Genomic DNA, 21,765 nt, shown 5'->3' with positions numbered 1-21,765 from the left:
CACCGCGCGCCCCGATGGCGCGCGAGACGAACCTGACGAGCACGAACCCAAGCCTCAGAGGCCGCCATGTCGACGAATACCCCATTGATGCCCAAGGCCACCGCTGTCTGGCTGGTGGACAATACGGCACTGTCGTTCGAGCAGATCGGCGATTTCTGCAAGCTCCACCCGCTGGAGGTGAAGGGCATCGCGGACGGCGAGGTGGCGCAGGGCATCAAGGGGCTCGATCCCATCTCCTCCGGCCAGCTCTCCCGTGATGAGATCACCCTGGCGGAGAAGGACCCCAACCGTCGCCTGAAGCTGCTGGAATCCAAGGTGCGCCTGCCGGAGCAGAAGAAGCGCCGCGGCCCGCGCTACACGCCCGTTTCCCGCCGCCACGACCGGCCGAACGCCATCTTGTGGCTGCTGCGCAACCACCCCGAGCTGAAGGACGCGCAGGTCATCCGCCTGGTGGGCACCACCAAGTCCACCATCCAGTCCATCAAGGACCGCACCCACTGGAACGCGGCCCAGCTCTCGCCCATGGACCCGGTGACGCTGGGCCTGTGCAGCCAGATCGACCTTGACCTGGAAGTGCAGCGCGCCGCCAAGGACCGGCCTGCTGCCCTCGCGGCCGAGGGGCGCGGCGCCACCCTGCTGCCGGTGGACATCACCACCGCCGAGGAGCAGGAGGAGCCCACCGGCCGTGGCCGGGAATCCCTCGATCTGGAAACCGTGTTCGCCAAGCTCGGCGGCTCCAAGAAGACCGAGGAGCAGGACGAAGACGAGGAGTGATCCCCGCCTCGGCCTCAACCGGCGCCCTCAGGCGCCGGTAAAGCCAGTGAAGACCAGGTCCGGCGCGGTGAGCGCCGGACGGGCCGGGGCCAGCCGGCCGGCCCACAGCAGGGTCACATCCGAGGCGTCGTCGAAGCTCATCACCGGAGCTTCGCCAAATGGGGCGCTGGAGGCGGTGCGCCACGCCACGCGGGTGATGTCCGCCTCGCTCTCCACCGCATAATGGGCGCGCACGGCCGCGAACGGCGCCGTCAGCCCGTCGCTGAATTCCGCCTCAAGGGCGAGGGATTCGGTATCGAGCCCCGCCAAATGCACGCGGGCGGATCCGCCATCGGCGAAATGCAGGGTGAAAGCCCGGGCCTGCGGCGCGAAGCCCACTTCCTTCAGCTTCACCAGCAGGCGTTCCTCCTGTGCCACCGGGCCCACCAGCACTGAGGCGCTGAAGGCGCTGGTGGCCAAGGGAGGCGGCGGCAGCGGCCGCAGGCGCCAGGAGCCGTCGGCCAGGAACAGCTCGATCACCGTGGCGCCGCGCTCGGCTGGCTTCAGCCACAGTTCCACCTTGTCGAGCCCGGGGGTTGCGGCCTCCGCCACCCGGAAGGGCACCTCGGCACGCCGCCCGGCATCGGGCAGGACATAGCCCACCACCGTCAGCTCGGGGGTTTCGTGCAGGGTGACCCGGCGCGCGGTGGCCGGTTTGGGGCTGGAAGCCGTCGCCGCGGCGGGGGCGGGCGGGCAGGCGAGATAGGCCGGCACGCTGTGGTCGGTCACCAGCGTGTGCACATAGGCCGGGTGCCGCGCCTCGACCCGGAACCGGCGCACCTGCGGAGAAACCAGGGTCAGGGCCACATTCTCGGGGCCGTTGCAGCTTGGCGCCGTGCTCTGGTTGCGCACGGTGACGCCCAGGGGCGCGGCCTTGTCCTCCGCCGCGCGGGCGGGGCCGGTCAGGGCACGAAGGGCAGCCGCCGGGCCGAGGGCGCAGGTGGTGGCCGAGAGGGCAGCGCGCAGGGCGCCGCGCCGTGACAAAATGGGGTTCCGGAACGACATGGGCGATCCGCTTTGGACGACGGGTGACCCTTCATAGACCAAATCCACCCGTTCAGAACCCATACCCCTCGCAATCCTGCCCGGGACACCCCATATGAACGCCATTCCCCTGCGGAATGATGCGCGGGGCGTGGAGGCGCGTGCCGGAAATGTCCTTTCCGGAGGAGCGTTCCGCGTGATGCCGAGGAACCTGGCAAGGCCGAAGGGAGGGCTGTTCGTGGGTATGAGGCCGATTCTGGCTGTGGTGGCGATGATCGCCGCCTTGAGCGTGATGGTGACGGATACGGCGGAGGCCAAGCGCGGAATGTCCGCCGGCAGCCGTGGCACGCGCACCTATTCCGCCCCGCCGCCCACCACGACGGCGCCCAATACGGCGCCGCTGCAGCGCTCGACCACGCCGAGCACCAATCCGGCGGCCAGCGCCGCCCGGCCGCAGCCGCGTTCGTCTTTCTTCGGCTCCGGGCTTGCGGGCGGGCTGATGCGCGGCCTGCTGATCGGCGGCATCATCGGCATGCTGCTGGGCCATGGGCTGGGTGGCTTCGCCGGCTTCCTGGGCCTGCTGCTCCAGGGCGCGCTACTGGCGCTGGTGGTGATGCTCGCCATCCGCTTCTTCCGCCGCCAGCAGCAGCCGGTTCCCGCCGGGGCCTATGGCCGCACCGCGGCGCCGGGCGGCAGCGGTGGCTGGCCGGGCGCCATGGGCTCTTCTCACACCTCATCCCCCACTGCTGCACCGGCTCAGCCCCGGCGCGGGCCGGTGGATGAGATTGGCGTGACCGGCGCCGATCTCGACACCTTCGAGCGCCTGCTGGGCGAGATCGAGACCGCGTTCGGCCGCGAGGACGAGGAGTCCCTGAAGGCCCGCACCACGCCGGACGTGTTCGCCTTCATGGCGGACGAGATGAAGGCCAATGCCGCGCGCGGCGTGCGCAACGAGGTTTCGGATGTGAAGCTGCTGCAGGGCGACATTGCCGAAGCCTGGCGCGAGGGCATGCTGGAATACGCCACCGTGGCCATGCGCTATGAGAGCCGGGACGTGGTGGTGGATCGTGCCACCGGCCGCTTCCTCTCCGGCGACCGCGACCGGCCGGGCCAGAGCACCGAGCTGTGGACCTTCGTGCGCGAGGCCGGCGGCCCCTGGCGGCTTTCGGCCATGCAGCCGGTGTGATCGGGCGCCGGCCCGCTGCAAGCCGTTCTCCGGCCAGCCTTGGTCGGAGGGAAGGCGCAGGTGCAAAAGGTCAGGGCGTCGCCCTGGCCTTTTTCTTTTTGCGTTTCCTGAGCCGTGCCTTCGCGCCATTTCTTTCGGGCCGGCCGCGGGGCGGCGCCGGGGAGCCGTTCCTGCCGGTGGGGCTTTTCCCTGAGGGGGCTTTTCCCGAAGGGCGGGGCGTGATCTAACCCCAGGCATGCAAGGGGGCCATGGCGGGCTTCCTTCCGGCCGGCGGGGCCGGAGCGAGGGCCGCGACCGGCCTGAGCCATATCCCCGCCGCGTTTCGTGCCGTTCCGAGCATTCCCGTGTTTCACGGAAACAAGGGCATGCTTCAAATCCTTGAGTTGATGCGTTTTCTTCACGCGAGCCGAGATCCCGCTCGCTCGAAAGCGCTTCGGATTTCGCCCCGTTCCGTGTGCCGTGAGCCCTGCTGCTCGCGGCGCCGTGCTTCAGGTCATGCCCCAGCCATGCTTCAAGCCGCGTCCTTGCCTTCCGCAACGCCCTCCGCTCCTCCGGCCGCCTCGTCGGGGCGCGGCGTCGTCAGTGTGCGTGCTGTGTCGAAGACCTATGCCACCGGTCACAGCGCGCTGAAGAACATCAACCTGGAGATCGCGCCCGGCGAGATCTTTGCTCTGCTCGGGCCCAATGGCGCGGGCAAGACCACGCTCATTTCCATCATCTGCGGGCTGGTGAACGCCACGTCCGGCGAGGTGCGGGTGGCGGGCCATCACATCGTGGACGATTATCGCGCCGCCCGCTCCCGCATCGGCCTGGTGCCGCAGGAGCTGGCCACCGATTCGTTCGAGACGGTATGGGCCTCGGTGAGCTTTTCGCGCGGGCTGTTCGGCAAGGCGGCGAACCCCGCTTACATCGAGCAGGTGCTGAAGAGCCTCTCTTTGTGGGAGAAGCGCGACGCCAAGATCATGACCCTCTCGGGCGGCATGAAGCGGCGCCTGCTCATCGCCAAGGCGCTCTCCCACGAGCCGGAAGTGCTGTTCCTCGACGAGCCCACCGCCGGCGTGGACGTGGAGCTGCGGCGCGACATGTGGCGCCTGGTGCGCGCCCTGAAGGACAAGGGCACCACCATCATCCTCACCACCCACTATATCGAGGAGGCCGAGGAGATGGCCGACCGGGTGGGTGTCATCAACCGGGGCGAGATCATCCTGGTGGAGGACAAGGCGACGCTCATGCGCAAGCTGGGGCAGAAGCAGCTCACCATTGAGCTGTCCGCTCCGCTGGAGCAGGTGCCTGAAGCGCTCGCATCCTATGGCCTTGTCCGCTCGGCGGACGGCCGCAAGCTCACCTACAGCTATGGCGCCGAGGGGGCGGAGGACGAGCCGCCCATCGGCCGGCTGCTCTCCGATCTCGCCGCCGCCGGCATCGGCTTCGACGACCTGCGCACCGCGCAAAGCTCGCTTGAAGATATTTTCGTCAGCCTCGTGAGGCCGCACCCGTGAATTTGCAAGCCATCCGCGCCATCTACGGCTTCGAAATGGCGCGTACCAAGCGCACCCTGCTGCAGAGCGTGGTGTCGCCGGTGATCTCCACTTCCCTTTATTTCGTGGTGTTTGGCTCCGCCATCGGCGCGCGCATGGCGCAGGTGGAGCATGTGGCCTATGGTGCCTTCATCGTGCCCGGCCTGATGATGCTGACCCTGCTCACGCAGTCCATCGCCAACGCCTCGTTCGCCATCTATTTCCCGCGCTTCACCGGCACCATTTATGAGGTGCTGTCGGCGCCGGTGTCGCCGTTCGAGATCGTGTGCGGCTATGTGGGGGCGGCGGCCACGAAATCGGTGCTGCTCGGCCTCATCATCCTCGCCACGGCGGCGCTGTTCGTGCCCATGGAGGTGCGGCACCCGTTCTGGATGCTGGGCTTCCTGGTGCTCACGGCGGTCACCTTCTCGCTGTTCGGCTTCATTATCGGCATCTGGGCCGACGGGTTCGAGCGCCTGCAGCTCATCCCCATGCTGATCGTGACGCCGCTCACCTTCCTGGGCGGCACCTTCTATTCGCTGGACATGCTGCCGCCGGTGTGGCGCACGCTGACCTTGTTCAACCCGGTCGTCTATCTCATCTCCGGCTTCCGCTGGAGCTTCTTCGGCCTGTCCGACGTGGCGGTGGAGGTGAGCTTCGGCATGACGCTGGGGTTCCTGGCCATCTGCCTGCTCATCGTGAGCTGGATGTTCCGCACCGGCTACCGGCTGAAGAGCTGAAAGTCCTCATCCGGGGATATCTGCGCCACCGTCGCCAGCCACTGGCGCACCACGGCTTCGTCCCGCGGGGTGAGACCCGCCCTCAAACCGGGATCGAGGGCGTGGACCCGCTCGCGTGCCTCAATCAGCAATTGCTGGCCGGCTGGCGTGAGCGCGGCTTGCAGGATGCGTCCGTGCCGGCCGTGGGGAGTGCGGCGGATGAGGTTGGCGCGTTCGAGATTCGCCAGGATCACGCTCACCGTCTGGGGTGTCACCAGCGCGATGCGGGCAAGGTCCGCGCCCGAGAGGCCGGGATACGCGTTCAGCATGGTCAGCAGGGTGAATTGCGGGGCGGTCACGCCTAGGTCTGCCAGCGCCTTTTCCATGCGCTGTCGATAGGCCGTGGCGGCCTGCCGCAACAGGTAGCCCAGGTGGCCCTCGGTGCCACGCTTGCCCTCGCCGGCGGCCGGCGGAGATGGATTGTCACCCATGTCAAAGCTCTGATATAATATTCGAGCTTTGATATTATCCCGTCCGCAGTGTGAGGACCAGTCGTGGCCAATCCCCTTTCCCGCCCCACCTACAAGGATTTCACCGCCAAGGCGCCGGACGTCTATGCCGGCCTTGGCGCCCTCACCAAGGCGGTGGATGCCGCCGGGCTCGACAAGGGGCTGACCGAGCTGGTGAAGCTGCGCGCCTCCCAGCTCAATGGCTGCGCCTTCTGCCTGAAGTTCCATCTGGGCGTGGCGCGCAAGGCCGGCGTGTCGGAAGCCAAGCTGGACCTTCTGGCCGCCTGGCGCGATGCCGAGCTGTTCTCGGCACGGGAAAAGGCCGCGCTCGACTTTGCCGAAGCCCTCACTCTGCTGGACGGCGAGCCGGCCTCGGACGAGGCCTGGGCGCGCCTGCGGGAGGAGTTTTCGGAGAGCGAGGCGCTCTATCTCACGGTGACCATTGCCGGCATCAATGCGTGGAACCGCATCGGCATGGCCTTCAAGTTCGCCCCGCCGGTGTGACGAAAAAGGCCCTCTTCGCGGAAGAGGGCCTTTGGCTCCGGGGCCGACAGGCCGGCATCAGGCGCCGGGCTTCACCGCCACCAGGTCGATCAGCGCCGACATGCCGCAATGGGCGCTGCCTTCCGCGATCTCCGCGTCATAGCTTGAAAGCTCCACGATCTCGAATCCGGCGAAAGCCGCGCGCAGCAGCTCTTCCGTGTAGAGATTCTCGGGGGTGGAGGGGCCGCCCGTGCGGTATTCCACCTGCTTGGGCCGGTAGCCCTCCAAAAGCACCATGCCACCGGGCTTCAGCGCCTTGCGCACATGCTCGAACATCTGGTCGCGCTGCTCGGGCGGCAGGAACTGGATGAAGATGCCCACCACCACGTCATAAGCGGCGAGGGGCCAGGCCCAACTGGAAAGGTCCACCAGCTCCAGCTGCAGCTCCACGCCCCGCTCGGCGGCGAGGCGGCGGGCCTTGTCCTGGGCCACGGCGGAAGAATCCACAGAATGCACGCTGAGCCCCTGCTCAGCCAGCCACACGCCGTTGCGGCCCTCTCCATCGGCGATGGCGAGGGCATGCCATCCCGCCTTCAGGCGCGGGGCCTGGCGCGCCAAAAAGGCATTGGGCGCAACGCCGAAGAGATAGTCCTCACGCGCGTATCGCTGGTCCCAGAAGGCGGTCATATCCACTCCGATCGTCCATGCGCCCCCTCACGCAAGGGAGTGCCCCAGCGGGCATAAGCCCATAGGGCGAGGTGACGCAGGGGTGCCCCCTTATTGATCAAGGTCAAGAAACCATGCTCTTTTGGCAATATATTGAGGGCCTCTAAATACGAGGTGGTGCCATGCTGAAGATTGCGAGTCTCATCTGGGTGATCCTGTCCGTCGCTTTCGCCGGCAGCTTGGTCATTCTCGTGCTTGCCGTGCCGAGCCCGGCGCAGACGGACATGCGCGCGATTCCCATTGCCGCCGCGGTCGGTGCGCTGCTCGCGATTCCCGCTTCTCTGTTCGTGGCGAAGCGAATCATCGCCATGACTGCTAAGCGGGGGTGACCACCAGCCCGCAGCGCTGAAAGCGCGCTTCCGCCGTTGAACGCCGCCGCGAGACCACCGCGCCGCGGCGAGGCGGGGAGTTGCGCCGGTCCGATGATTCCAGAATGCCAGAAGGCCGATGAGCATCGCTCACCGGCCTTTTCTGTTGTTGATCGGCGGGGTGCCTCGGGCCGCAGGTTCGGGAAGTCGCTTTTACGCGGCGTGGTGCGCGGGCCGCGGCTCCGGCCCGGTTTATCGTATGAGGACGTGGTGGCCGGAGGGGCCGATCGGCCATGGCCGGTCCCTTTCCCCGTAAAGCGGGGAAGCTGCGGCTTTCGGGAGGGCGGGGCCCATCCCTCAGGCGGGGCGCGGACCGAGGCAGAAGACCCTCGTGCCGAATCTTGACGTCATTTTCGAGCGAGCCGGTTCCCACGTCGCTCGATGACGCTCACGCTGAGCGGAAGGCGCGACCTTCCGTCCGCGTCGGCGCGGAGGATGGCAGGCGGTCATATGGCCGCGGCGCCACCCCCTTGTCGCTCATTCCGCCGCTTCGGACAGTGGCGCGGGCTTCACCCAGCGCAGCACCGGGGTGCGGGCCGCGCGGGTTTCGTCCAGGCGGCGGCGCGGCGCGTAATGGGGCGCACCCAGGAAGCGCTCCTTGTCCCCCGCCTTCGCCGCCATGGCGAGGTCCCGCAAGGCGCCGATGAACAAATCGAGGGAGGCTTTCGATTCGCTCTCCGTGGGCTCGATGAGCATGGCCCCGTGCACCACCAGCGGAAAATAGACCGTCATGGGGTGGTAGCCCTCGTCAATCAGGGCCTTGGCCACGTCCAGGGTGCTGATGCCCGTGCCGGCGAGCCACGTATCGTCGAACAGGGCCTCATGCATGGCCGTGCGCTCGGCGAACGGGGCGGTCATGAGGTCCATGAGGCTCGCGCGCACATAATTGGCGGAGAGCACCGCGTCCTCGGAGGCCTGGCGCATGCCATCGGCACCGTGGGACAGCATCCAGGCGAGCGCCCGCACGAACATGCCCATCTGGCCATGGAAGGCACTCATGCGCCCCAGTGCCCGTTCGGCCCCCGCCGCACCCTTCTCCTCAACCAGCGTGAGGGTGCCGTCCTGTGCCACCAGCGCCGGAACCGGGGCGAAAGGGGCGAGCGCCGGGGAGAGCACCACGGGACCGGCACCCGGACCGCCGCCGCCATGGGGCGTGGAGAAGGTCTTGTGCAGGTTGATGTGCATGGCGTCGACGCCGAGATCGGCCACCTTCACCTTGCCCAGGATGGCGTTGAAATTGGCGCCGTCGCAGTAGAAATAGGCGCCCGCCGCGTGCACCGCGGCGGCGATCTCCACGATGTCGCGTTCGAACAGGCCACAGGTGTTGGGATTGGTGAGCATCAGCGCCGCCACCTCGGGGGTCAGCGCGTCGCGCACGGCCTGCGCATCCACGGTGCCGTCGGGGCGGGCGGGGATGGCCTTCACCTGATAGCCGATAAGGGCGGCGGTGGCCGGATTGGTCCCGTGGGCGCTCTCGGGCACCAGCACGATGTTGCGGGTCGAGCCCTTTGCGAGATGGGCGGCCTTGATGGCCATCATGCCGGTGAGCTCGCCATGGGCGCCGGCCTTGGGCGGCAGCGCCACCGCCGCCATGCCCGTGAGCGCCAGCAGGTAGCGCGACAGCTCGCCCATCAGCTCCAGCGCCCCCTGGACGGTGGAGACCGGCTGCAGCGGATGCACGTCCGCGAAGCCCTCAAGGCGCGCCATCTTCTCGTTGAGACGCGGATTGTGCTTCATGGTGCACGAGCCCAGCGGAAACAGCCCGCTGTCGATGCCGTAATTCATGCGGGACAGGCGCACATAATGGCGCATGGCCTCCGGCTCCGAGAGGCCGGGCAGCTCGGGCTCCGCCGCCCGCTTCAGGCCGCCCAGGCGATGGGCGGTGCCCTTGGGCTCGGGCAGGTCCACGCCGGACACTTCCGGGCGGCCCACCTCGAAGATGAGGCCCTCTTCCAGATCCAGCGCTCGGTTGCCGGTGAAGGTTTCCGGTGCGGGGGTAAGGGGGGTGACGGGGGCGGTGGCGCCGCGGCCTTCGCGATTCATGGCTCAGCTCCGAAAGGGGGATGTGCGGCGGGCGCGGGTCACGCCAGCGCCTCTGCGAGGGCGGCGGCATAAGCGGCGCGGTCCTCGGGCGTGGTCACCTCGGTGGCGGCCACCAGCAGCAGGTCATTGAGCCCCGCGCCGGGCGCGAGGCGCGAATAGGGCACGCCGGCCAGGATGCCGCGGGCCGCCAGCTTCTCCACCACCTCGGCGGCGGGCACTGGCAGGCGCACGGTGAATTCGTTGAAGAAGGTGGCGTTGAGCACACTCACCCCCTTCACAGCCTGAAGCCGGTCCGCCAGATCACAGGCGGCCTCGTGGTTGAGGGTGGCGAGGCGGGTGAAGCCCTGCTGGCCCAGTAGCGTCAGGTGGATGGTGAAGGCGAGCGCGCACAGGCCCGAATTGGTGCAGATGTTGGAGGTCGCCTTCTCGCGGCGGATGTGCTGCTCGCGGGTGGAGAGGGTCAGCACAAAGCCGCGCCGGCCTTCCGCGTCCACGGTCTCGCCGGCGAGGCGGCCGGGCATCTGGCGCACATATTTCTGCCGGGTGGCGAACAGGCCCACATAGGGCCCGCCGAAATTCAGCGCATTGCCCAAGGACTGGCCCTCGCCCACCACGATGTCGGCGCCCTGCGCGCCCGGCGGCTCCACAAGGCCGAGCGACACCGTCTCGGTGAACACGGCCACCAGCAGCGCGCCGACCGCGTGGGCGGCCTCCGCGATGGGCTTCAGGTCCACCAGATTGCCGAACACGTCGGGGCTCTGCACCACCACGCAGGAGGTCGTTCCATCGATGGCGGAAATCAGGTCCTCCCCGCCTTCCGGCCTGGGCGGCAGGGCCTCCACCGTATCGTCCGCATAATGGGAGACGGTCTCGATGGTGGCGCGGTAATGGGGGTGGAGATTGCCCGCCAGTACCGCCTTGCGCCGCTTGGTGACGCGGTGGGCCATCAGCACCGCCTCGGCGGCGGCGGTGGAGCCGTCATACATGGAGGCGTTGGCCACCTCCATGCCGGTGAGCTCCGCCACCTGGGTCTGGAACTCGAACAGATATTGCAGCGTGCCCTGGGCGATTTCGGGCTGGTAGGGCGTGTAGGAGGTGAGGAATTCCGAGCGCTGGATCAAGTGATCCACGGTCGCCGGCACATGATGCCGATAGGCCCCCGCGCCCAGGAAGAAGGGCACCGCGCCCGCCGCCACATTGCGGGCGGAGAGGCGGGACAAAGCGCGCTCCACCTCCATCTCGCCCTGGGCGGGAGGAAGGTCCGGCAGCGCGGCGGTGCGCTTGTCCGCCGGAATGTCCGCGAACAGAGCGTCGATGGAGGGCACGCCGACGCGCGCCAGCATTTCGGCGCGGTCCTCGGCGGTCAAGGGAAGGTAACGCATGAGAAGGTCTCACACCGTCAGATAGCGAAAATCGATGATGATCTCGGCGCGCAGGGAATTGGCCACGTAGCATTCCGCGTGCGCCTGATGATGAATGGCGGCCACGTCCGCATCGGTGGGCCGCCTGTCGCCGGAGAACACCATCATGGGCGACAGGGTGATGCGGGAGAGGTAGAATTTGCCCACATCATTGGGGCTCATCACGCCCTGGGCGGCGTCCTCATAGCTGTCCACCCGGAAGCCGGCCCGGCGGGCGAAATCCAGGGCGAACAGCATGTGGCAGCTGGAGGTGGCCGCCACCAGGGCTTCCTCCGGGTCCACCGCATCCGCGCGGGAATAAGGCAGGCGCACGGAGGAGGGGGCCGACGAGCCGGGGACCTCCACGCCGTCGAAGACCCACAGATGGGCCCGGGAATAGAGGCCGTCGGTGAACACCTCGGCCTCCCGGCTCCAGCGGATGGTGGCGCGGAAGTCGCCGGCCATGGCCTCAGCCGAGGCTCTCGACAAGGGCCTGGTAGGCGCCTTCGTCCATCAGGCCGTCCAGCTCGGCGGGGTTGGAGATCTTCAGCTTCAGGAACCAGCCGTCCACTTCGGGCTGCTGGTTCACGAGGCCGGGATTGCCTTCCAGCTCCGCATTCACCTCGATCACCTCGCCGGAGACGGGGGCATAGACCTCGCTGGCGGCCTTCACGCTCTCCACCACGGCCACTTCCTTGCCTTGCTCCACCACCTTGCCGAGCTCGGGCAGCTCCACGAACACGATGTCGCCGAGCTGGCCCTGGGCATAAGAGGTGATGCCGACCACGGCCACGTCGCCGTCGACGTGCACATATTCGTGGTCCTTGCTGTAGCGCACGATGGTCATGCTTCAGGCCTCTTTCGACGATTTGCGCGCATAGCGCGTCGGCACGAAGGGAAGGGGGGTGACGGTGGCGGCCAGCGGCTTGCCGCGCACCAGAAGCTCGAGCTTCGTGCCCGGCGCGGCGAGCGCCGGTGGCACATAACCCATGGCGATGGGCGCCCCCAGCGTCGGCGCGAAGCCGCCGGAGGTCACCACGCCCACCTGGACGCCCTCATGGAGGATTTCGGCCCCCTCGCGGGCCGGGGCGCGCCCGTCCAGCCTTAGCCCCACGCGCAGGCGCGCGGGGCCTTCCGCAAGCTCGCGCTGGATGCGCGCGGCGCCGGGAAAGCCGCCCTCGGCGCGCCGCCGCTTCTGGATGGACCAGGAAAGGCCCCCTTCCACCGGCGAGGTGGTGGGGTCGATCTCGTGGCCGTAAAGGCTGAGCCCGGCTTCCAGGCGCAGGCTGTCGCGCGCGCCGAGGCCGATGGTTTTCACTTCCGGCTCGGCCGTCAGCGCGCTCCACACCTTCTCGGCATCGGCGGCCCGAAGCGAGATCTCGAAGCCGTCCTCGCCCGTATAGCCAGAGCGGGAGACGTGGACGGGAATGCCGTCGAAGCTGGCGGGGCCGGCGGCCATGAAGTCGAGCGCCAGGGCCTCCGGGCAATGGCGCGCCATGGCGGCCGCTGCCTCGGGGCCCTGAAGGGCAATCAAGGCGCGGTCGAGCAGGGGGGCCAGGCGCACATTGGCCGGCAGATGGGCGGAGATGTGCTCGAAATCGGCGGCCTTGCAGGCGGCGTTCACCACCAGCAGCAGGCGGCCATCCTCCTTCGGGTCAGCCGGGCGGGTGACCATCAGGTCATCGAGGATACCGCCGCTCGCGTCGAGGAGCTGGGAATAGCGCTGGCGGCCGGGCGCCAGGTTCAAGATGTCCGCCGGCACCAAGGCTTCGAGGGCCCGGGCGCAGGTTGCGTGGTCCGGCCCTTCCAGGATCGCCTGTCCCATGTGGGAGACGTCGAACAGGCCCGCATGAGCGCGGGTCCAGGCGTGCTCGGCCAGGATGCCATCTGGATATTGGACCGGCATCTCATAGCCGGCGAACGGCACGATGCGCGCCCCGAGCGCCACATGGGCGGCGAACAAAGGGGTGGTGTGCAACAGGGTCTTGAGGAGAGGGTCGACGGCGTGCGTCATCGCAGCTCCGGGGGATAGCGCCAGGTTGGGGGACCGGGTTCGGAAACCTTGAGTCCTTCGGGCGCCCCCTCTGTCTGCGGAACCTGAGAGATTTCACCGCGCCGTTTGGACTGGCGCGGCTTACTCCTTCGGTGAGCCGCCGGCGCGTGCCGCGGCTGCTTTCCAGAGCGTCGTCCCCCTGCGGTCCTTTGGCCTGAGCGGTTCCGGGGCGGTTGCGCCTTCGGCGCCGGTTCTGCCCGCTGGTGGCGCGCAGCCGGTCTCTCCCGCAGGGATCATCCGAGACGATGCCAGAAGCGGCGGAAACCAAGGCTCCGATTCCGCTTCATAGACAACGTCAATCGCACAATAAGAAAAACCGTGGCGGCGTCAACCGGGGGCGGACGCCGACCTTGGTCGCAGCGATGCGGAGGGCTTTCGCCCCGCGTCATCAGTTCGGCGGGGGCTCGAAGCCACCCGAGGAGGGCGGCGGGGCAAAGCCGCCGCTGCTGGAGCCGCTGCTGCTTCCGCTATGGCTCGACCCGCTGCTGGAGGGGCCGGAGGGCGGCGGCCCGAACACGTCGCTGCTGGGCGCGCCCGGATCCTGCTTGGGCGCGGCCGCGGCCGGAGCGGCCGGCGCGGCCGTCTCGGCGGCGGGCTTCGGCTTGGGCTTGCGCGGCCTGGAGGAGGCCGCGGGCTTCGGCTTTTCGCCCTGCGGATCGTAGCCCACATAGACCACGTAGCGCTCGACCTCGTCGGGCTTGGGCAGCGGGAAGCTGAGCTGGTCCTCGATCACGGTGAAGGCGGACTGCTGCTGGCCGGCGGGAATTTCAACCGGCACCGTGAAGAACTTGGTGGTGACGGTCTTGGGGTTGGGGCCTTCCTCCACCACGGCGACGCGGATCGGCACGCGCACGGTGCCCGGCGTGCCCTTCTCGCCCAGCAGCACGCGGCCTTCGATGCCGACCTTCACGGTCATGGTCTGCCCGGCGATGGCGCATTCGCGGGCCAGCTGGCCCACATTGCCCTGGTAGCGCAGCGCGCCACCTTCCGTGACCTGCCAGGTGCCGGCCCCGGTGCGCACGGTCACGCTCGGGCAGGCATAGGTGACGGCATTGGCGCCGGTGCCCACGGTGAGGGCCGGCGTGGCGGCGCTGTTCACGCCCGCCGCATTACCCGTGGCGACGCCCGTATCCTGGGCGCCGAAGCTGCCGTCGAGGTTCTCGCCCGAGGCGCATCCGGCCAGGGCCAGCGCCAGGGCCAAGCCGACGAGGCCGCGTGCGGAGGTTCCTGCCGGCGCAGGGGCCGTGTCGCTTGCCAGTTGGCGTCCCATGTCGCTCATCTCCATAGGCTTATCCATATGGCGTGGTTATACCAAACGGTACGATGAACGCACCGTGCGAAGGCCCCCCATTTACGGTTTGGTGACCAAAAGCCGGAAACATGGTGAACGGGCGCCGCGCGCCCGTTGCCTTCCGGTGCATCAAGCCGGTGCATCAAGATCAGCCGCCGGACAGGCCCACCGGCTTGCCCACCACCACCACCAGCGCCTTGCGCGCGGTGGCGAGGCGCGCGGCCACGCGCTTGATGTCGTCCAGCGTCACCGCTTCCACCAGCGTGTTGCGGCGATCGATGTAATCGATGCCGAGCTCGTCGAGCTGGATCTGCAGCAGCTGCCCCGCCACCTTGGACGAGGTGTCGAACCGCAGCGCATAGCTGCCGGTGAGATAGCTCTTCGCCTCCTTCAGCTCCTCCGGCGTGGGGCCGTCATCGAGGATGCGCTGGAACTCGGAGGTGATGAGCGAGATGGATTCCGCCGCCCGCTCGTTCTTGGTGGCGGTGCCGGCGAACCACAGCCCCACATGGGCGAGGGCCACCTGATAGGAATAGACCGAGTAAGCGAGCCCGCGCGCCTCTCGCACCTCCTTGAACAGGCGGGAGGAAAAGGCGCTGCCGCCCAGGATGTGGTTGAGCACGTAGGCGGCCATGAAGTCGGGATCACGCCGCTCCAGGCCCACCGTGCCCATCACCACCACCGACTGGGGCACATCCAGGGGGATGACGTCCACCGTGCCGATATGCTGGGGCGTCACGTTCTCAACCGGCGTCAGCTCCGCCTTTTCGGGCAGGCTGCCGAACACGGCGTCGAGCCGTTGGCCTAGTTCCTCGGGGGTGATATCGCCCACCACCGCCACCCGCAGGTTGGAGCGCGCCAGGGTGCGCTTGGCGAAGCCGACAATGTCCTCCCGCGTCAGCTCGGGCACGCTCTTCAGCGTGCCGTCCACCGGGCGGCCATAGGGATGATCGGGGAAGGCGAGGGCATACCAGCGCTCGCCGGCGATGGAATTGGGCTCGGTGGAACGGCGACGCAGGCCCGCCATGATGGCGGCGCGGATGCGCTCCACCGCCTCGTTGTCGAAACGCGGCGCGTTGACGGACAGGCGCAGCAGGTCGAACGCCACGTCACGATTTTCCGACAGCGTGCGCAGCGAACCGCGCATCTCGTCACGCCCGGCGTCGAAATGCAGCTCCACGGCGTGGTCGGCCAGCTTCTGCTGGAAGGCCTGGGCGTCGAGATCACCGGCGCCTTCGTCGAGCACGGAGGCGGTGAGATGCGCCAGCCCCGCTTTGGTCGGCCCGTCCTGGGCGGCACCGCCGAGGAAGGCGAATTCCATGGCGATGAGGGGCAGGGTGGTGTCATGCACCAGCCAGGCCTTGATGCCGCCGGGGCTCGTCACCTCGGTGATGCGGCTCGATTGCTGGGCCTGGGCCTCGGTGTTGGAAATGAGGGAGAGAGCCATCGTCACCATCACGAAAAAGAACCAGCCGGCGATCCCGAAGGATCGCCCGGCGGAAGCGGGGGACCACGCCCTCACGAGCGATCGTCCTTCTTGGCGGCGGCCGGCGCCGTCTTCAGATAGCCGGTCACCGCGCGGTCGGCGGTGAGGTAGCGCTTGGCGGCGGCCTGCACGTCGGCGGCGCTCACCGCCTTCACCCGCTCGGGCCAGGAGCGCACGTCCTCGGCGCTGGTGCCGGTGGCCCAGGCCGCCCCATAGATGCGGGCCAGCGTCGCCTGGTTGTCCTGGGCGTAGATCATGTCGGCCGTCAGCCGGGTCTTGGCCCGCTGCAGCTCCAATTCGTCCACCCCCTTGTCCGCCACCTCGGCCACGATGGCGTCAAGGGCCGCCTCAAGGTCGTCCAGGCTCACATCGGGTCGCGGGCTCGCATAGACCACGAAGCGCGTGGCGTCGTAAGCCGTGCCCTGGTACCAGGAGCCGGCACCCGCCGCGAGGCCCTTTTCGGCCACCAGCTGGCGATAGAGCCGGCCGGTCTGGCCGCCGCCGAGGATCTGGGAAAGCACTTCCAGCGCCTCCGCCTCGCGCGGGGCGGCGGTGCGGTCGGAGGGCACCAGATAGGAGCGCTGCACGCTCGGCTGCGCCACCCGGGCATCGGCAAGGGAAACCCGGCGGTGGGCCTGCGGCTCGGGCTCCTGCGGGCGGTTGCGGGGCGGGGTGTCGGCGCGCGCCACCTTGCCATAGGTTTTCTCGGCCAGGGCGCGCACCTCGTCGGGGGTCACGTCGCCGGCGACCACCAGCAGCGCGTTGTTGGGCGCGTAATAGCGGCGGTAGAAGGCAAGCGCGTCTTCCCGGTTCAGCTGCTTGATCTCGTGCTCCCAGCCGATGATCGGATGCTGATAGGGGTGGTTGACGTAAGTGGTGGCCTGCATGATCTCGCCCAGCCGCGCGCCGGGCTCGTTGTCGGTGCGCATGCGGCGCTCTTCCAGCACCACGTCGCGCTCGGGCAGCACCACTTCATCGGACAGCTTGAGGCCGGTCATGCGGTCAGCCTCGAAGCCCATCACCTTTTCCAGGTGCTCCTTGGCCACGCGCTGGAAATAGGAGGTGTAGTCCTGGGAGGTGAAGGCGTTCTCCTGTCCGCCCAGGCGCGCGACCTCGGCCGAGAACTCGCCCTGGGGATGGGCCTCGGTGCCCTTGAACATCAGGTGTTCGAGGAAATGGGCGATGCCCGACTTGCCGGGCTGCTCATCGGCCGATCCCACCTTGTACCACACCATGTGGGTGACCACCGGGGTGCGGTGATCGGGGATGACCATGACCTGAAGGCCGTTGTCGAGGGTGAACTGGGAAATATCGGGTCCCGCAGCCGACGCGGCGCGCGGGGCGAGCGCAGCGGCGCTCGCGGCGAGGATGGCAACCATGGCAAAACGGCTCATCTTCACGTGGCGGATCTTCCGGCAATGCACGCGCCGGACGGCACGCACGTTTCTTGAAAGATAGGATCTTTGCCGACGAAGGCCAGAGGCGGCGCCGCGAATTGAGCGATTCCACGCCGCGAGTAGGAGAGCGATGTCGGCCAAAACGCGACGGGGCGCCAGACACCGGACCTTGCGGGCGGAGTGATCCGCGCGGTGACGGGGCCATGGGCGGCCTCGGGCGCCGCGCGCGGCGATGATCGGCTTGAGTGCCTGTTCGGCGCCGGACGCCGGCCAAGGCAAGGACCTTTAGGAGAAACGAAACGCCCCCGCTGGGGTGCCAGCGGGGGCGGGGAACGCACTCAGTTCGTCCGGTCGAAAAGGTTGGGCACCTTCCAGGGCTCCTGCTTCTTTTCCACCACGCCATAGGGCGCGTTGGGGGCAGGGGTCTGGTAGCCCGCCGGGGGCTGGAGCAGGGTCTCGCGCTCCGGCTCGCCGGTGAAGACCATGGGCTTGTCCTTCTCACCGGTCAGCGAGGGCAGCCAGCCCTTGGAGCCCAGCTCGCTCGGCATCAGCTCATCGCGCGTGGTGCCGGTGGCGACAGGCTCGGTGGGGATGACGCCGAGAATTTTTTTGCGGCCCTTGTTCAGCTCCGACGGCAGCAGCGGGCGGCCGGGATCGTCGCGGACCACGGGTGCATTGGCCGCGGCCGCCTCGCGCTGGCGGCGCGCAATGTCCGGATCCTTGGGCCAGTTGGGATTTTGCTGGTGCGCGGCGCTTTCGGGCGAAGGCAGGGCCTCGGTCGCGGTGACGGGCGGCACCACCAAAGGCGCGCGCTCGCGATAATCGATCTCGGGCTTGGGCGCCTCGTCCTTCAGGCCGAACAGCTCCATCATGCTGTCGAGAGGATTGGAATTGAACTGGTCCTGCGCCGCGGCGGGCCGGGCGAAGGCGCCGGCCAGCATCAGGCTCAGCGCGCAGGCGCCAAGAATGGGCTTCAGGGCCTTGGGGGCGGTCGTCAAACGGTGCATAGGCCTCGCCTGCGTCGCTGCATCGGGCCGGGTCATTGGGCTCACGCGCATGGTGCTCCCCTTAAGGCTCGCGCTCTGCTTCAGGTTTGGATGACATAGGTGTCGGAGAGGGCGGCGTTTTTGAGGCACGCCCGAAAAAGGCATCATAAAGCAGCAGGCCGACACCGCCAACCACCGCAATATCGGCCACGTTGAACACGTACCAGCGGTAACCGAAGGCGTGGAGCGAAATGAAATCGAACACCGCGCCATACACCACCCGGTCCACCGCATTGCCCAGCGCGCCGCCGATGAGCAGGCCGAGCCCCACGCTTTCAACCAGCCGGTGGGAGCGGGTGAGCCACACGGTGAAGGCCAGCGCCGCCACCACCTTGATACCCACCAGAACCCAGCGGCCCGTCTCCCCCTGGGGAAACAGGCCATAGCTGATGCCGGCATTCCACAGGGCGACGAGATCGAGGAAAGGCGCGACCGGGACCAGGCCCGGCCCCTGAGTCGCCATGAAGGCGATGGCCCAGGTCTTGGTGACCTGATCGGCCACCAGCACCAGAAGGGCGGTGAGAAGCCCCAGGCGGACTCGGGTCATCGCGCCTCTCCCCTGCTCATTTCGCCGCAGCGTAGAATTCCCGCAGCGCGGCCGCGTCGCGCGGCGTCACGTCCGGGAACTCGGAATCGGTGCCCACATGCGGCGAGATCTTCCAGGACCGGGCGCACTTGCGGCCCTCTGCCCGGGCGGGCACCACGGCGACACCGGGCACGTCGGGCAGGCGGAAGGCATCCGCCGGGCCATCGCCGCGCACCAGGCTGGCGGCGCTGGTGATGCAGATCTCGGCAAGGTCGAGCCCCTCGAAGGCATCGGCCAGGGCGGCATCGGTGACATGGACGACAGGCGCGGCCTCCAGCGAGGAGCCCATCCGCTTCTGCGCCCGCTCCACCTCCAGCGCGCCGAGCACCACGCGCCGCACCTGCCGCACCTTGCGCCACTGTTCCGCAAGGGCCGGATCACGCCAGCTCTCGGGCGTTTCGGGGAAGGTGGTGAGGTGCAGGGAGCCTTCCTCGTCACCGGTGCGGGCGAGATAGGCCTCTTCCGTGGTGAAGGGCATGATGGGCGCGAGCCACGCGACCACCCGGTTGAAGGTCTCGTCCAGCACCGTGAGGCAGGCCTTGCGGGTGGCGGAGGAGAGGGGGTCGCAATAGAGCGCGTCCTTGCGCACGTCGAAATAGAAGGCCGACAGCTCGATATTCATGAAGGAGGTGAGCAGCGCGTGCACCTTCTTATAGTCGAAGGCGCGATAGGCGGCGCGGATCTCCCCGTCGAGCTCGCTCAACCGGTTGAGAATGAAGCGTTCCAGCGACGGCATGTCGGCGAACGCCACGCGCTCTTCCGGCCGGTAATGGTGCAGCGAGCCCAAAAGCCAGCGGATGGTGTTGCGCAGCTTGCGATAGGTGTCGGCGGTGGTCTTCAGGATCTCCGGGCCGATGCGCAGATCGTCGGAATAGTCGGAGGCGCATACCCACAGGCGCAGGATGTCGGCGCCGGACGCCTTGATGACGTCCTGCGGCGAGGTGACGTTGCCCAGCGACTTGGACATCTTGCGCCCGTCCTCGTCCAGCACGAAGCCGTGGGTGAGCACGGCATCATAAGGCGGGCGGCCACGGGTGCCGCAGCTCTCCAGCAGGGAGGAGTGGAACCAGCCGCGATGCTGGTCCGAGCCTTCCAGATACATCACCTTGTCCTTGCCCTCGGGCGCGCGGACCGCCTTCAAATCGGGGCGCACCTCCAAGGTGAAGGTGTGGGTGGAACCGGAATCGAACCACACGTCGAGGACGTCGTTCACCTTGACCCAGGGCTCAGCGGCGAGCTCTCCGAGGAAGCGTTCGCGGGCGCCTTCCTTGAACCAGGCGTCGGCCCCTTCTTCCTCGAAGGCGGTGGCGATGCGGGCGTTCACTTCGGGATCCCGCAGGATTTCCGCCTCGCCGTAGGCGTTTTCCTTTACGAACACGGCGATGGGCACACCCCAGGCGCGCTGGCGCGAGACCACCCAGTCCGGCCGGTTGGCGATCATGCCGGTGATGCGGTTCTCGCCCGCCGCCGGCACCCATTCCACGGTCTTGATGCCCGCCAGCGCGCGCTCGCGCAGGGTGTCGGGCACGTTGCCGTTGAGGGTGGCGGGGCGGTTCGCCGCCCTGCCGTCGCCATTGCGGATATCCTGGTCCATGGCGATGAACCATTGCGGCGTGTTGCGGAAGATGACCGGCTTCTTGGAGCGCCAGGAGTGGGGATACTGGTGCTTCACCCGCCCGCGCGCCAAGAGGTTGCCGGCTGCGACGAGGGCGTCGATGACCGCCTGGTTGGCGTCGCCCTTCTCGCCCTTGTCGGTGATGACGCGCTTGCCCTCGAAGCCAGGGGCCTGGGCGGTATAGAAGCCGTCGCCATCCACCGTGTAGGGGATGGCGGGGCTGATGCCGCGCTCCTCCAGCCAGCGGCGGTGCTGGGTCCAGATCTCGAAGTCCTCGCGGCCATGGCCGGGGGCGGTGTGGACGAAGCCCGTGCCGGCGTCGTCGGTCACGTGGTCGCCGTCCAGGAGCGGCACCTTGAATCCATAGCCGAGGCCCGCCAGAGGGTGGGCGCAGATGAGGGACCCCAGCTCTGCCGCCGTCACGTCCCGCACCCGCGCGAAGGCGGTGACGCGGGCCTGCTTGAAGACGTCGGCGGCGAGGTTGTCGGCCAGGATCAGGAGATCGCCGGCCTTGGCCCAGTTGTCGGCCGGGGCGTCGGTGACCTCGTAAAGGCCATAGGCGATCTTGGAAGAGAAGGAGATGGCCCGGTTGCCGGGCATGGTCCAGGGGGTGGTGGTCCAGATGACCACACAGGCGCCACCCAGGTCGTCCTTCACCCCCGACACCACCGGGAACTTCACCCACACCGTGTCGGAGGTGAAGTCGTGATACTCCACCTCGGCTTCCGCAAGGGCGGTCTTTTCCACCACCGACCACATCACCGGCTTGGAGCCGCGATAGAGCAGGCCGTTTTCCGCGAATTTCATGATCTCGCGGGCGATCTGCGCCTCGGCGGCGAACGCCATGGTGGTGTAGGGGTGGTCCCAGTCGCCTTCCACGCCCAGGCGCTTGAATTCCTCGCGCTGGATGTCCAGCCAGTGCTGGGCGAAGGCGCGGCATTCCTGGCGGAAGGCCACCATGGCCTCGGCGTCGGAGAAGTCGGGCTTGGCCTTGCCCTTCTTGCGGTAGTTCTCTTCCTCGATCTTCCACTCGATGGGCAGGCCGTGGCAGTCCCAGCCGGGCACATAGTTGGAATCGTGGCCCAGCATCTGCTGGGAGCGCGTCACCACGTCCTTGAGGATCTTGTTGAGCGCATGGCCGATATGGATGTTGCCGTTGGCGTAAGGCGGGCCGTCATGGAGCACGAAGCGCGGCCGGCCTCGGCCCACCTCACGCAGGCGGGAATAAAGGTCGAGCCGCTTCCAGCGCTCCAGCAGCTCCGGCTCCTTCTTGGGCAGGCCGCCGCGCATGGGGAACTGGGTTTCCGGTAGCAGCAGGGTCTTGGAATAATCGGGCGCGGCGGGCTCGGAAGACGTCTTGTCGGTCATGGAAAAGCTCGGAAAAAAGGGCCGCGGGGCGGCCGATGGGGCGAACACGGCGAAAGGTCCCGGCTGCCCCCGCGCGCGTCAGCCGCGCCGGCGGGGGACCGGGCCGATAATTCGCGCATCGCGAACACGCGCTGCGGGCGCGCTCGGCGGAATGGCGCGCTGCGGCGTGGCGCTC

General features: G+C 68.1%; 20 protein-coding genes and 2 riboswitches. Of the genes, 6 read left to right on the top strand and 14 right to left on the bottom strand.

Features of this window, described 5'->3' with window-relative positions:
* Positions 1 to 66 precede the first annotated feature (66 nt).
* Positions 67 to 774: a DUF1013 domain-containing protein gene (locus tag V5F26_RS00575; RefSeq protein ID WP_394056218.1), complete on the top strand. Its 708-nt coding sequence runs from the start codon at positions 67 to 69 to the stop codon at positions 772 to 774.
* Positions 775 to 801: 27 nt separating this feature from the next.
* Here the strand turns inward: V5F26_RS00575 and V5F26_RS00570 are convergent, their stop codons facing one another.
* Positions 802 to 1,818 (bottom strand): hypothetical protein, encoded by a 1,017-nt coding sequence (locus tag V5F26_RS00570; protein ID WP_234050931.1) that lies wholly within the window; start codon positions 1,816 to 1,818, stop codon positions 802 to 804.
* A 223-nt stretch (positions 1,819 to 2,041) separates the two neighbouring features.
* Here V5F26_RS00570 and V5F26_RS00565 point away from each other — a divergent pair, with 223 nt between their 5' ends.
* The 3 genes from V5F26_RS00565 to V5F26_RS00555 all read left to right on the top strand — a co-directional run bounded on the left by V5F26_RS00565 (position 2,042) and on the right by V5F26_RS00555 (position 5,240).
* Positions 2,042 to 2,983, top strand: coding sequence for a TIM44-like domain-containing protein (locus tag V5F26_RS00565; protein WP_394946818.1), 942 nt, complete (start codon positions 2,042 to 2,044; stop codon positions 2,981 to 2,983).
* A 593-nt stretch (positions 2,984 to 3,576) separates the two neighbouring features.
* Positions 3,577 to 4,482, top strand: coding sequence for an ABC transporter ATP-binding protein (locus tag V5F26_RS00560; RefSeq protein ID WP_394946657.1), 906 nt, complete (start codon positions 3,577 to 3,579; stop codon positions 4,480 to 4,482).
* The gene (locus V5F26_RS00555) at positions 4,479 to 5,240 is read left to right on the top strand and encodes an ABC transporter permease (protein WP_234050929.1); all 762 of its coding nucleotides are present in this window, start codon (positions 4,479 to 4,481) and stop codon (positions 5,238 to 5,240) included. The genes V5F26_RS00560 and V5F26_RS00555 overlap by 4 nt, the downstream gene beginning before the upstream one ends.
* On the opposite strand, the gene V5F26_RS00550 is transcribed toward V5F26_RS00555, so the two are convergent.
* Positions 5,222 to 5,710, bottom strand: coding sequence for a MarR family winged helix-turn-helix transcriptional regulator (locus V5F26_RS00550; RefSeq protein WP_234050928.1), 489 nt, complete (start codon positions 5,708 to 5,710; stop codon positions 5,222 to 5,224). The two genes, V5F26_RS00555 and V5F26_RS00550, sit on opposite strands and share 19 nt — an antisense overlap.
* Positions 5,711 to 5,773: 63 nt before the next feature.
* On the opposite strand from V5F26_RS00550, the gene V5F26_RS00545 reads away from it, so the two are divergent.
* Positions 5,774 to 6,232, top strand: a complete 459-nt coding sequence (locus tag V5F26_RS00545) for a carboxymuconolactone decarboxylase family protein (RefSeq protein ID WP_234050927.1) — start codon at positions 5,774 to 5,776, stop codon at positions 6,230 to 6,232.
* Between the two features lie 57 nt (positions 6,233 to 6,289).
* Here the strand turns inward: V5F26_RS00545 and V5F26_RS00540 are convergent, their stop codons facing one another.
* Positions 6,290 to 6,898: an SAM-dependent methyltransferase gene (locus tag V5F26_RS00540; protein WP_394946656.1), complete on the bottom strand. Its 609-nt coding sequence runs from the start codon at positions 6,896 to 6,898 to the stop codon at positions 6,290 to 6,292.
* 161 nt (positions 6,899 to 7,059) lie between these two features.
* On the opposite strand from V5F26_RS00540, the gene V5F26_RS00535 reads away from it, so the two are divergent.
* Positions 7,060 to 7,266 carry a hypothetical protein gene (locus tag V5F26_RS00535; RefSeq protein ID WP_394056228.1) on the top strand — a complete coding sequence of 69 codons (207 nt, stop codon included), beginning with the start codon at positions 7,060 to 7,062 and terminating at the stop codon, positions 7,264 to 7,266.
* A gap of 516 nt (positions 7,267 to 7,782) precedes the next feature.
* Here V5F26_RS00535 and gcvPB read toward each other — a convergent pair.
* The 11 genes from gcvPB to ileS form a co-directional block, all read right to left on the bottom strand.
* A complete protein-coding gene (gcvPB, locus tag V5F26_RS00530; protein ID WP_394946655.1) occupies positions 7,783 to 9,348 on the bottom strand; it encodes an aminomethyl-transferring glycine dehydrogenase subunit GcvPB in 1,566 nt (521 codons plus the stop codon).
* Between the two features lie 38 nt (positions 9,349 to 9,386).
* Entirely contained in the window at positions 9,387 to 10,730 is a 1,344-nt protein-coding gene (gene gcvPA / locus V5F26_RS00525) for an aminomethyl-transferring glycine dehydrogenase subunit GcvPA (RefSeq protein WP_394946654.1), read from the bottom strand.
* Positions 10,731 to 10,739: 9 nt separating this feature from the next.
* Positions 10,740 to 11,237: an OsmC family protein gene (locus V5F26_RS00520; RefSeq protein WP_394946653.1), complete on the bottom strand. Its 498-nt coding sequence runs from the start codon at positions 11,235 to 11,237 to the stop codon at positions 10,740 to 10,742.
* A complete protein-coding gene (gcvH, locus tag V5F26_RS00515; RefSeq protein WP_234050921.1) occupies positions 11,218 to 11,595 on the bottom strand; it encodes a glycine cleavage system protein GcvH in 378 nt (125 codons plus the stop codon). The genes V5F26_RS00520 and gcvH overlap by 20 nt, the downstream gene beginning before the upstream one ends.
* A 3-nt stretch (positions 11,596 to 11,598) precedes the next feature.
* Complete coding sequence (gcvT, locus tag V5F26_RS00510) at positions 11,599 to 12,762, bottom strand: glycine cleavage system aminomethyltransferase GcvT (RefSeq protein ID WP_394946652.1); 1,164 nt, start codon at positions 12,760 to 12,762, stop codon at positions 11,599 to 11,601.
* Between the two features lie 68 nt (positions 12,763 to 12,830).
* Positions 12,831 to 12,930: riboswitch (glycine riboswitch) on the bottom strand.
* A 3-nt stretch (positions 12,931 to 12,933) separates the two neighbouring features.
* Positions 12,934 to 13,038, bottom strand: a riboswitch (glycine riboswitch).
* Positions 13,039 to 13,189: 151 nt separating this feature from the next.
* Entirely contained in the window at positions 13,190 to 14,071 is an 882-nt protein-coding gene (locus tag V5F26_RS00505; protein WP_394946651.1) for a hypothetical protein, read from the bottom strand.
* A 169-nt stretch (positions 14,072 to 14,240) separates the two neighbouring features.
* Entirely contained in the window at positions 14,241 to 15,539 is a 1,299-nt protein-coding gene (locus V5F26_RS00500; RefSeq protein WP_394056240.1) for a M16 family metallopeptidase, read from the bottom strand.
* Positions 15,540 to 15,610: 71 nt separating this feature from the next.
* The gene (locus tag V5F26_RS00495; RefSeq protein WP_234051290.1) at positions 15,611 to 16,972 is read right to left on the bottom strand and encodes a M16 family metallopeptidase; all 1,362 of its coding nucleotides are present in this window, start codon (positions 16,970 to 16,972) and stop codon (positions 15,611 to 15,613) included.
* A gap of 341 nt (positions 16,973 to 17,313) precedes the next feature.
* On the bottom strand, positions 17,314 to 17,982 hold the full coding sequence (locus tag V5F26_RS00490) for a hypothetical protein (RefSeq protein WP_234050917.1): 669 nt from the start codon (positions 17,980 to 17,982) through the stop codon (positions 17,314 to 17,316).
* A 61-nt stretch (positions 17,983 to 18,043) separates the two neighbouring features.
* Entirely contained in the window at positions 18,044 to 18,568 is a 525-nt protein-coding gene (lspA, locus tag V5F26_RS00485) for a signal peptidase II (RefSeq protein WP_234050916.1), read from the bottom strand.
* Between the two features lie 16 nt (positions 18,569 to 18,584).
* Positions 18,585 to 21,590: an isoleucine--tRNA ligase gene (gene ileS / locus V5F26_RS00480; protein WP_394946650.1), complete on the bottom strand. Its 3,006-nt coding sequence runs from the start codon at positions 21,588 to 21,590 to the stop codon at positions 18,585 to 18,587.
* Between the last annotated feature and the right edge of the window lie 175 nt (positions 21,591 to 21,765).

Origin of the sequence: Xanthobacter variabilis, assembly GCF_043831965.2 — a bacterium.
GTDB lineage: Bacteria > Pseudomonadota > Alphaproteobacteria > Rhizobiales > Xanthobacteraceae > Xanthobacter.
Note: the sequence above shows the minus strand (reverse complement) of the source record. Positions and strands in the feature narration are given on the sequence as shown.

What these genes read in the sequence shown, in the direction of transcription:
- V5F26_RS00575 (WP_394056218.1), top strand. Translation starts at nt 67, where the DNA reads ATGTCGACGAATACCCCATTGATGCCCAAGGCCACCGCTGTCTGGCTG.
- V5F26_RS00570 (WP_234050931.1), bottom strand. Translation starts at nt 1,818, where the DNA reads ATGTCGTTCCGGAACCCCATTTTGTCACGGCGCGGCGCCCTGCGCGCT.
- V5F26_RS00565 (WP_394946818.1), top strand. Translation starts at nt 2,042, where the DNA reads ATGAGGCCGATTCTGGCTGTGGTGGCGATGATCGCCGCCTTGAGCGTG.
- V5F26_RS00550 (WP_234050928.1), bottom strand. Translation starts at nt 5,710, where the DNA reads ATGGGTGACAATCCATCTCCGCCGGCCGCCGGCGAGGGCAAGCGTGGC.
- V5F26_RS00540 (WP_394946656.1), bottom strand. Translation starts at nt 6,898, where the DNA reads ATGACCGCCTTCTGGGACCAGCGATACGCGCGTGAGGACTATCTCTTC.
- V5F26_RS00535 (WP_394056228.1), top strand. Translation starts at nt 7,060, where the DNA reads ATGCTGAAGATTGCGAGTCTCATCTGGGTGATCCTGTCCGTCGCTTTC.
- gcvPB (WP_394946655.1), bottom strand. Translation starts at nt 9,348, where the DNA reads ATGAATCGCGAAGGCCGCGGCGCCACCGCCCCCGTCACCCCCCTTACC.
- gcvPA (WP_394946654.1), bottom strand. Translation starts at nt 10,730, where the DNA reads ATGCGTTACCTTCCCTTGACCGCCGAGGACCGCGCCGAAATGCTGGCG.
- gcvH (WP_234050921.1), bottom strand. Translation starts at nt 11,595, where the DNA reads ATGACCATCGTGCGCTACAGCAAGGACCACGAATATGTGCACGTCGAC.
- gcvT (WP_394946652.1), bottom strand. Translation starts at nt 12,762, where the DNA reads ATGACGCACGCCGTCGACCCTCTCCTCAAGACCCTGTTGCACACCACC.
- V5F26_RS00505 (WP_394946651.1), bottom strand. Translation starts at nt 14,071, where the DNA reads ATGGGACGCCAACTGGCAAGCGACACGGCCCCTGCGCCGGCAGGAACC.
- V5F26_RS00500 (WP_394056240.1), bottom strand. Translation starts at nt 15,539, where the DNA reads ATGGCTCTCTCCCTCATTTCCAACACCGAGGCCCAGGCCCAGCAATCG.
- V5F26_RS00495 (WP_234051290.1), bottom strand. Translation starts at nt 16,972, where the DNA reads ATGAGCCGTTTTGCCATGGTTGCCATCCTCGCCGCGAGCGCCGCTGCG.
- V5F26_RS00490 (WP_234050917.1), bottom strand. Translation starts at nt 17,982, where the DNA reads ATGCACCGTTTGACGACCGCCCCCAAGGCCCTGAAGCCCATTCTTGGC.
- lspA (WP_234050916.1), bottom strand. Translation starts at nt 18,568, where the DNA reads ATGACCCGAGTCCGCCTGGGGCTTCTCACCGCCCTTCTGGTGCTGGTG.
- ileS (WP_394946650.1), bottom strand. Translation starts at nt 21,590, where the DNA reads ATGACCGACAAGACGTCTTCCGAGCCCGCCGCGCCCGATTATTCCAAG.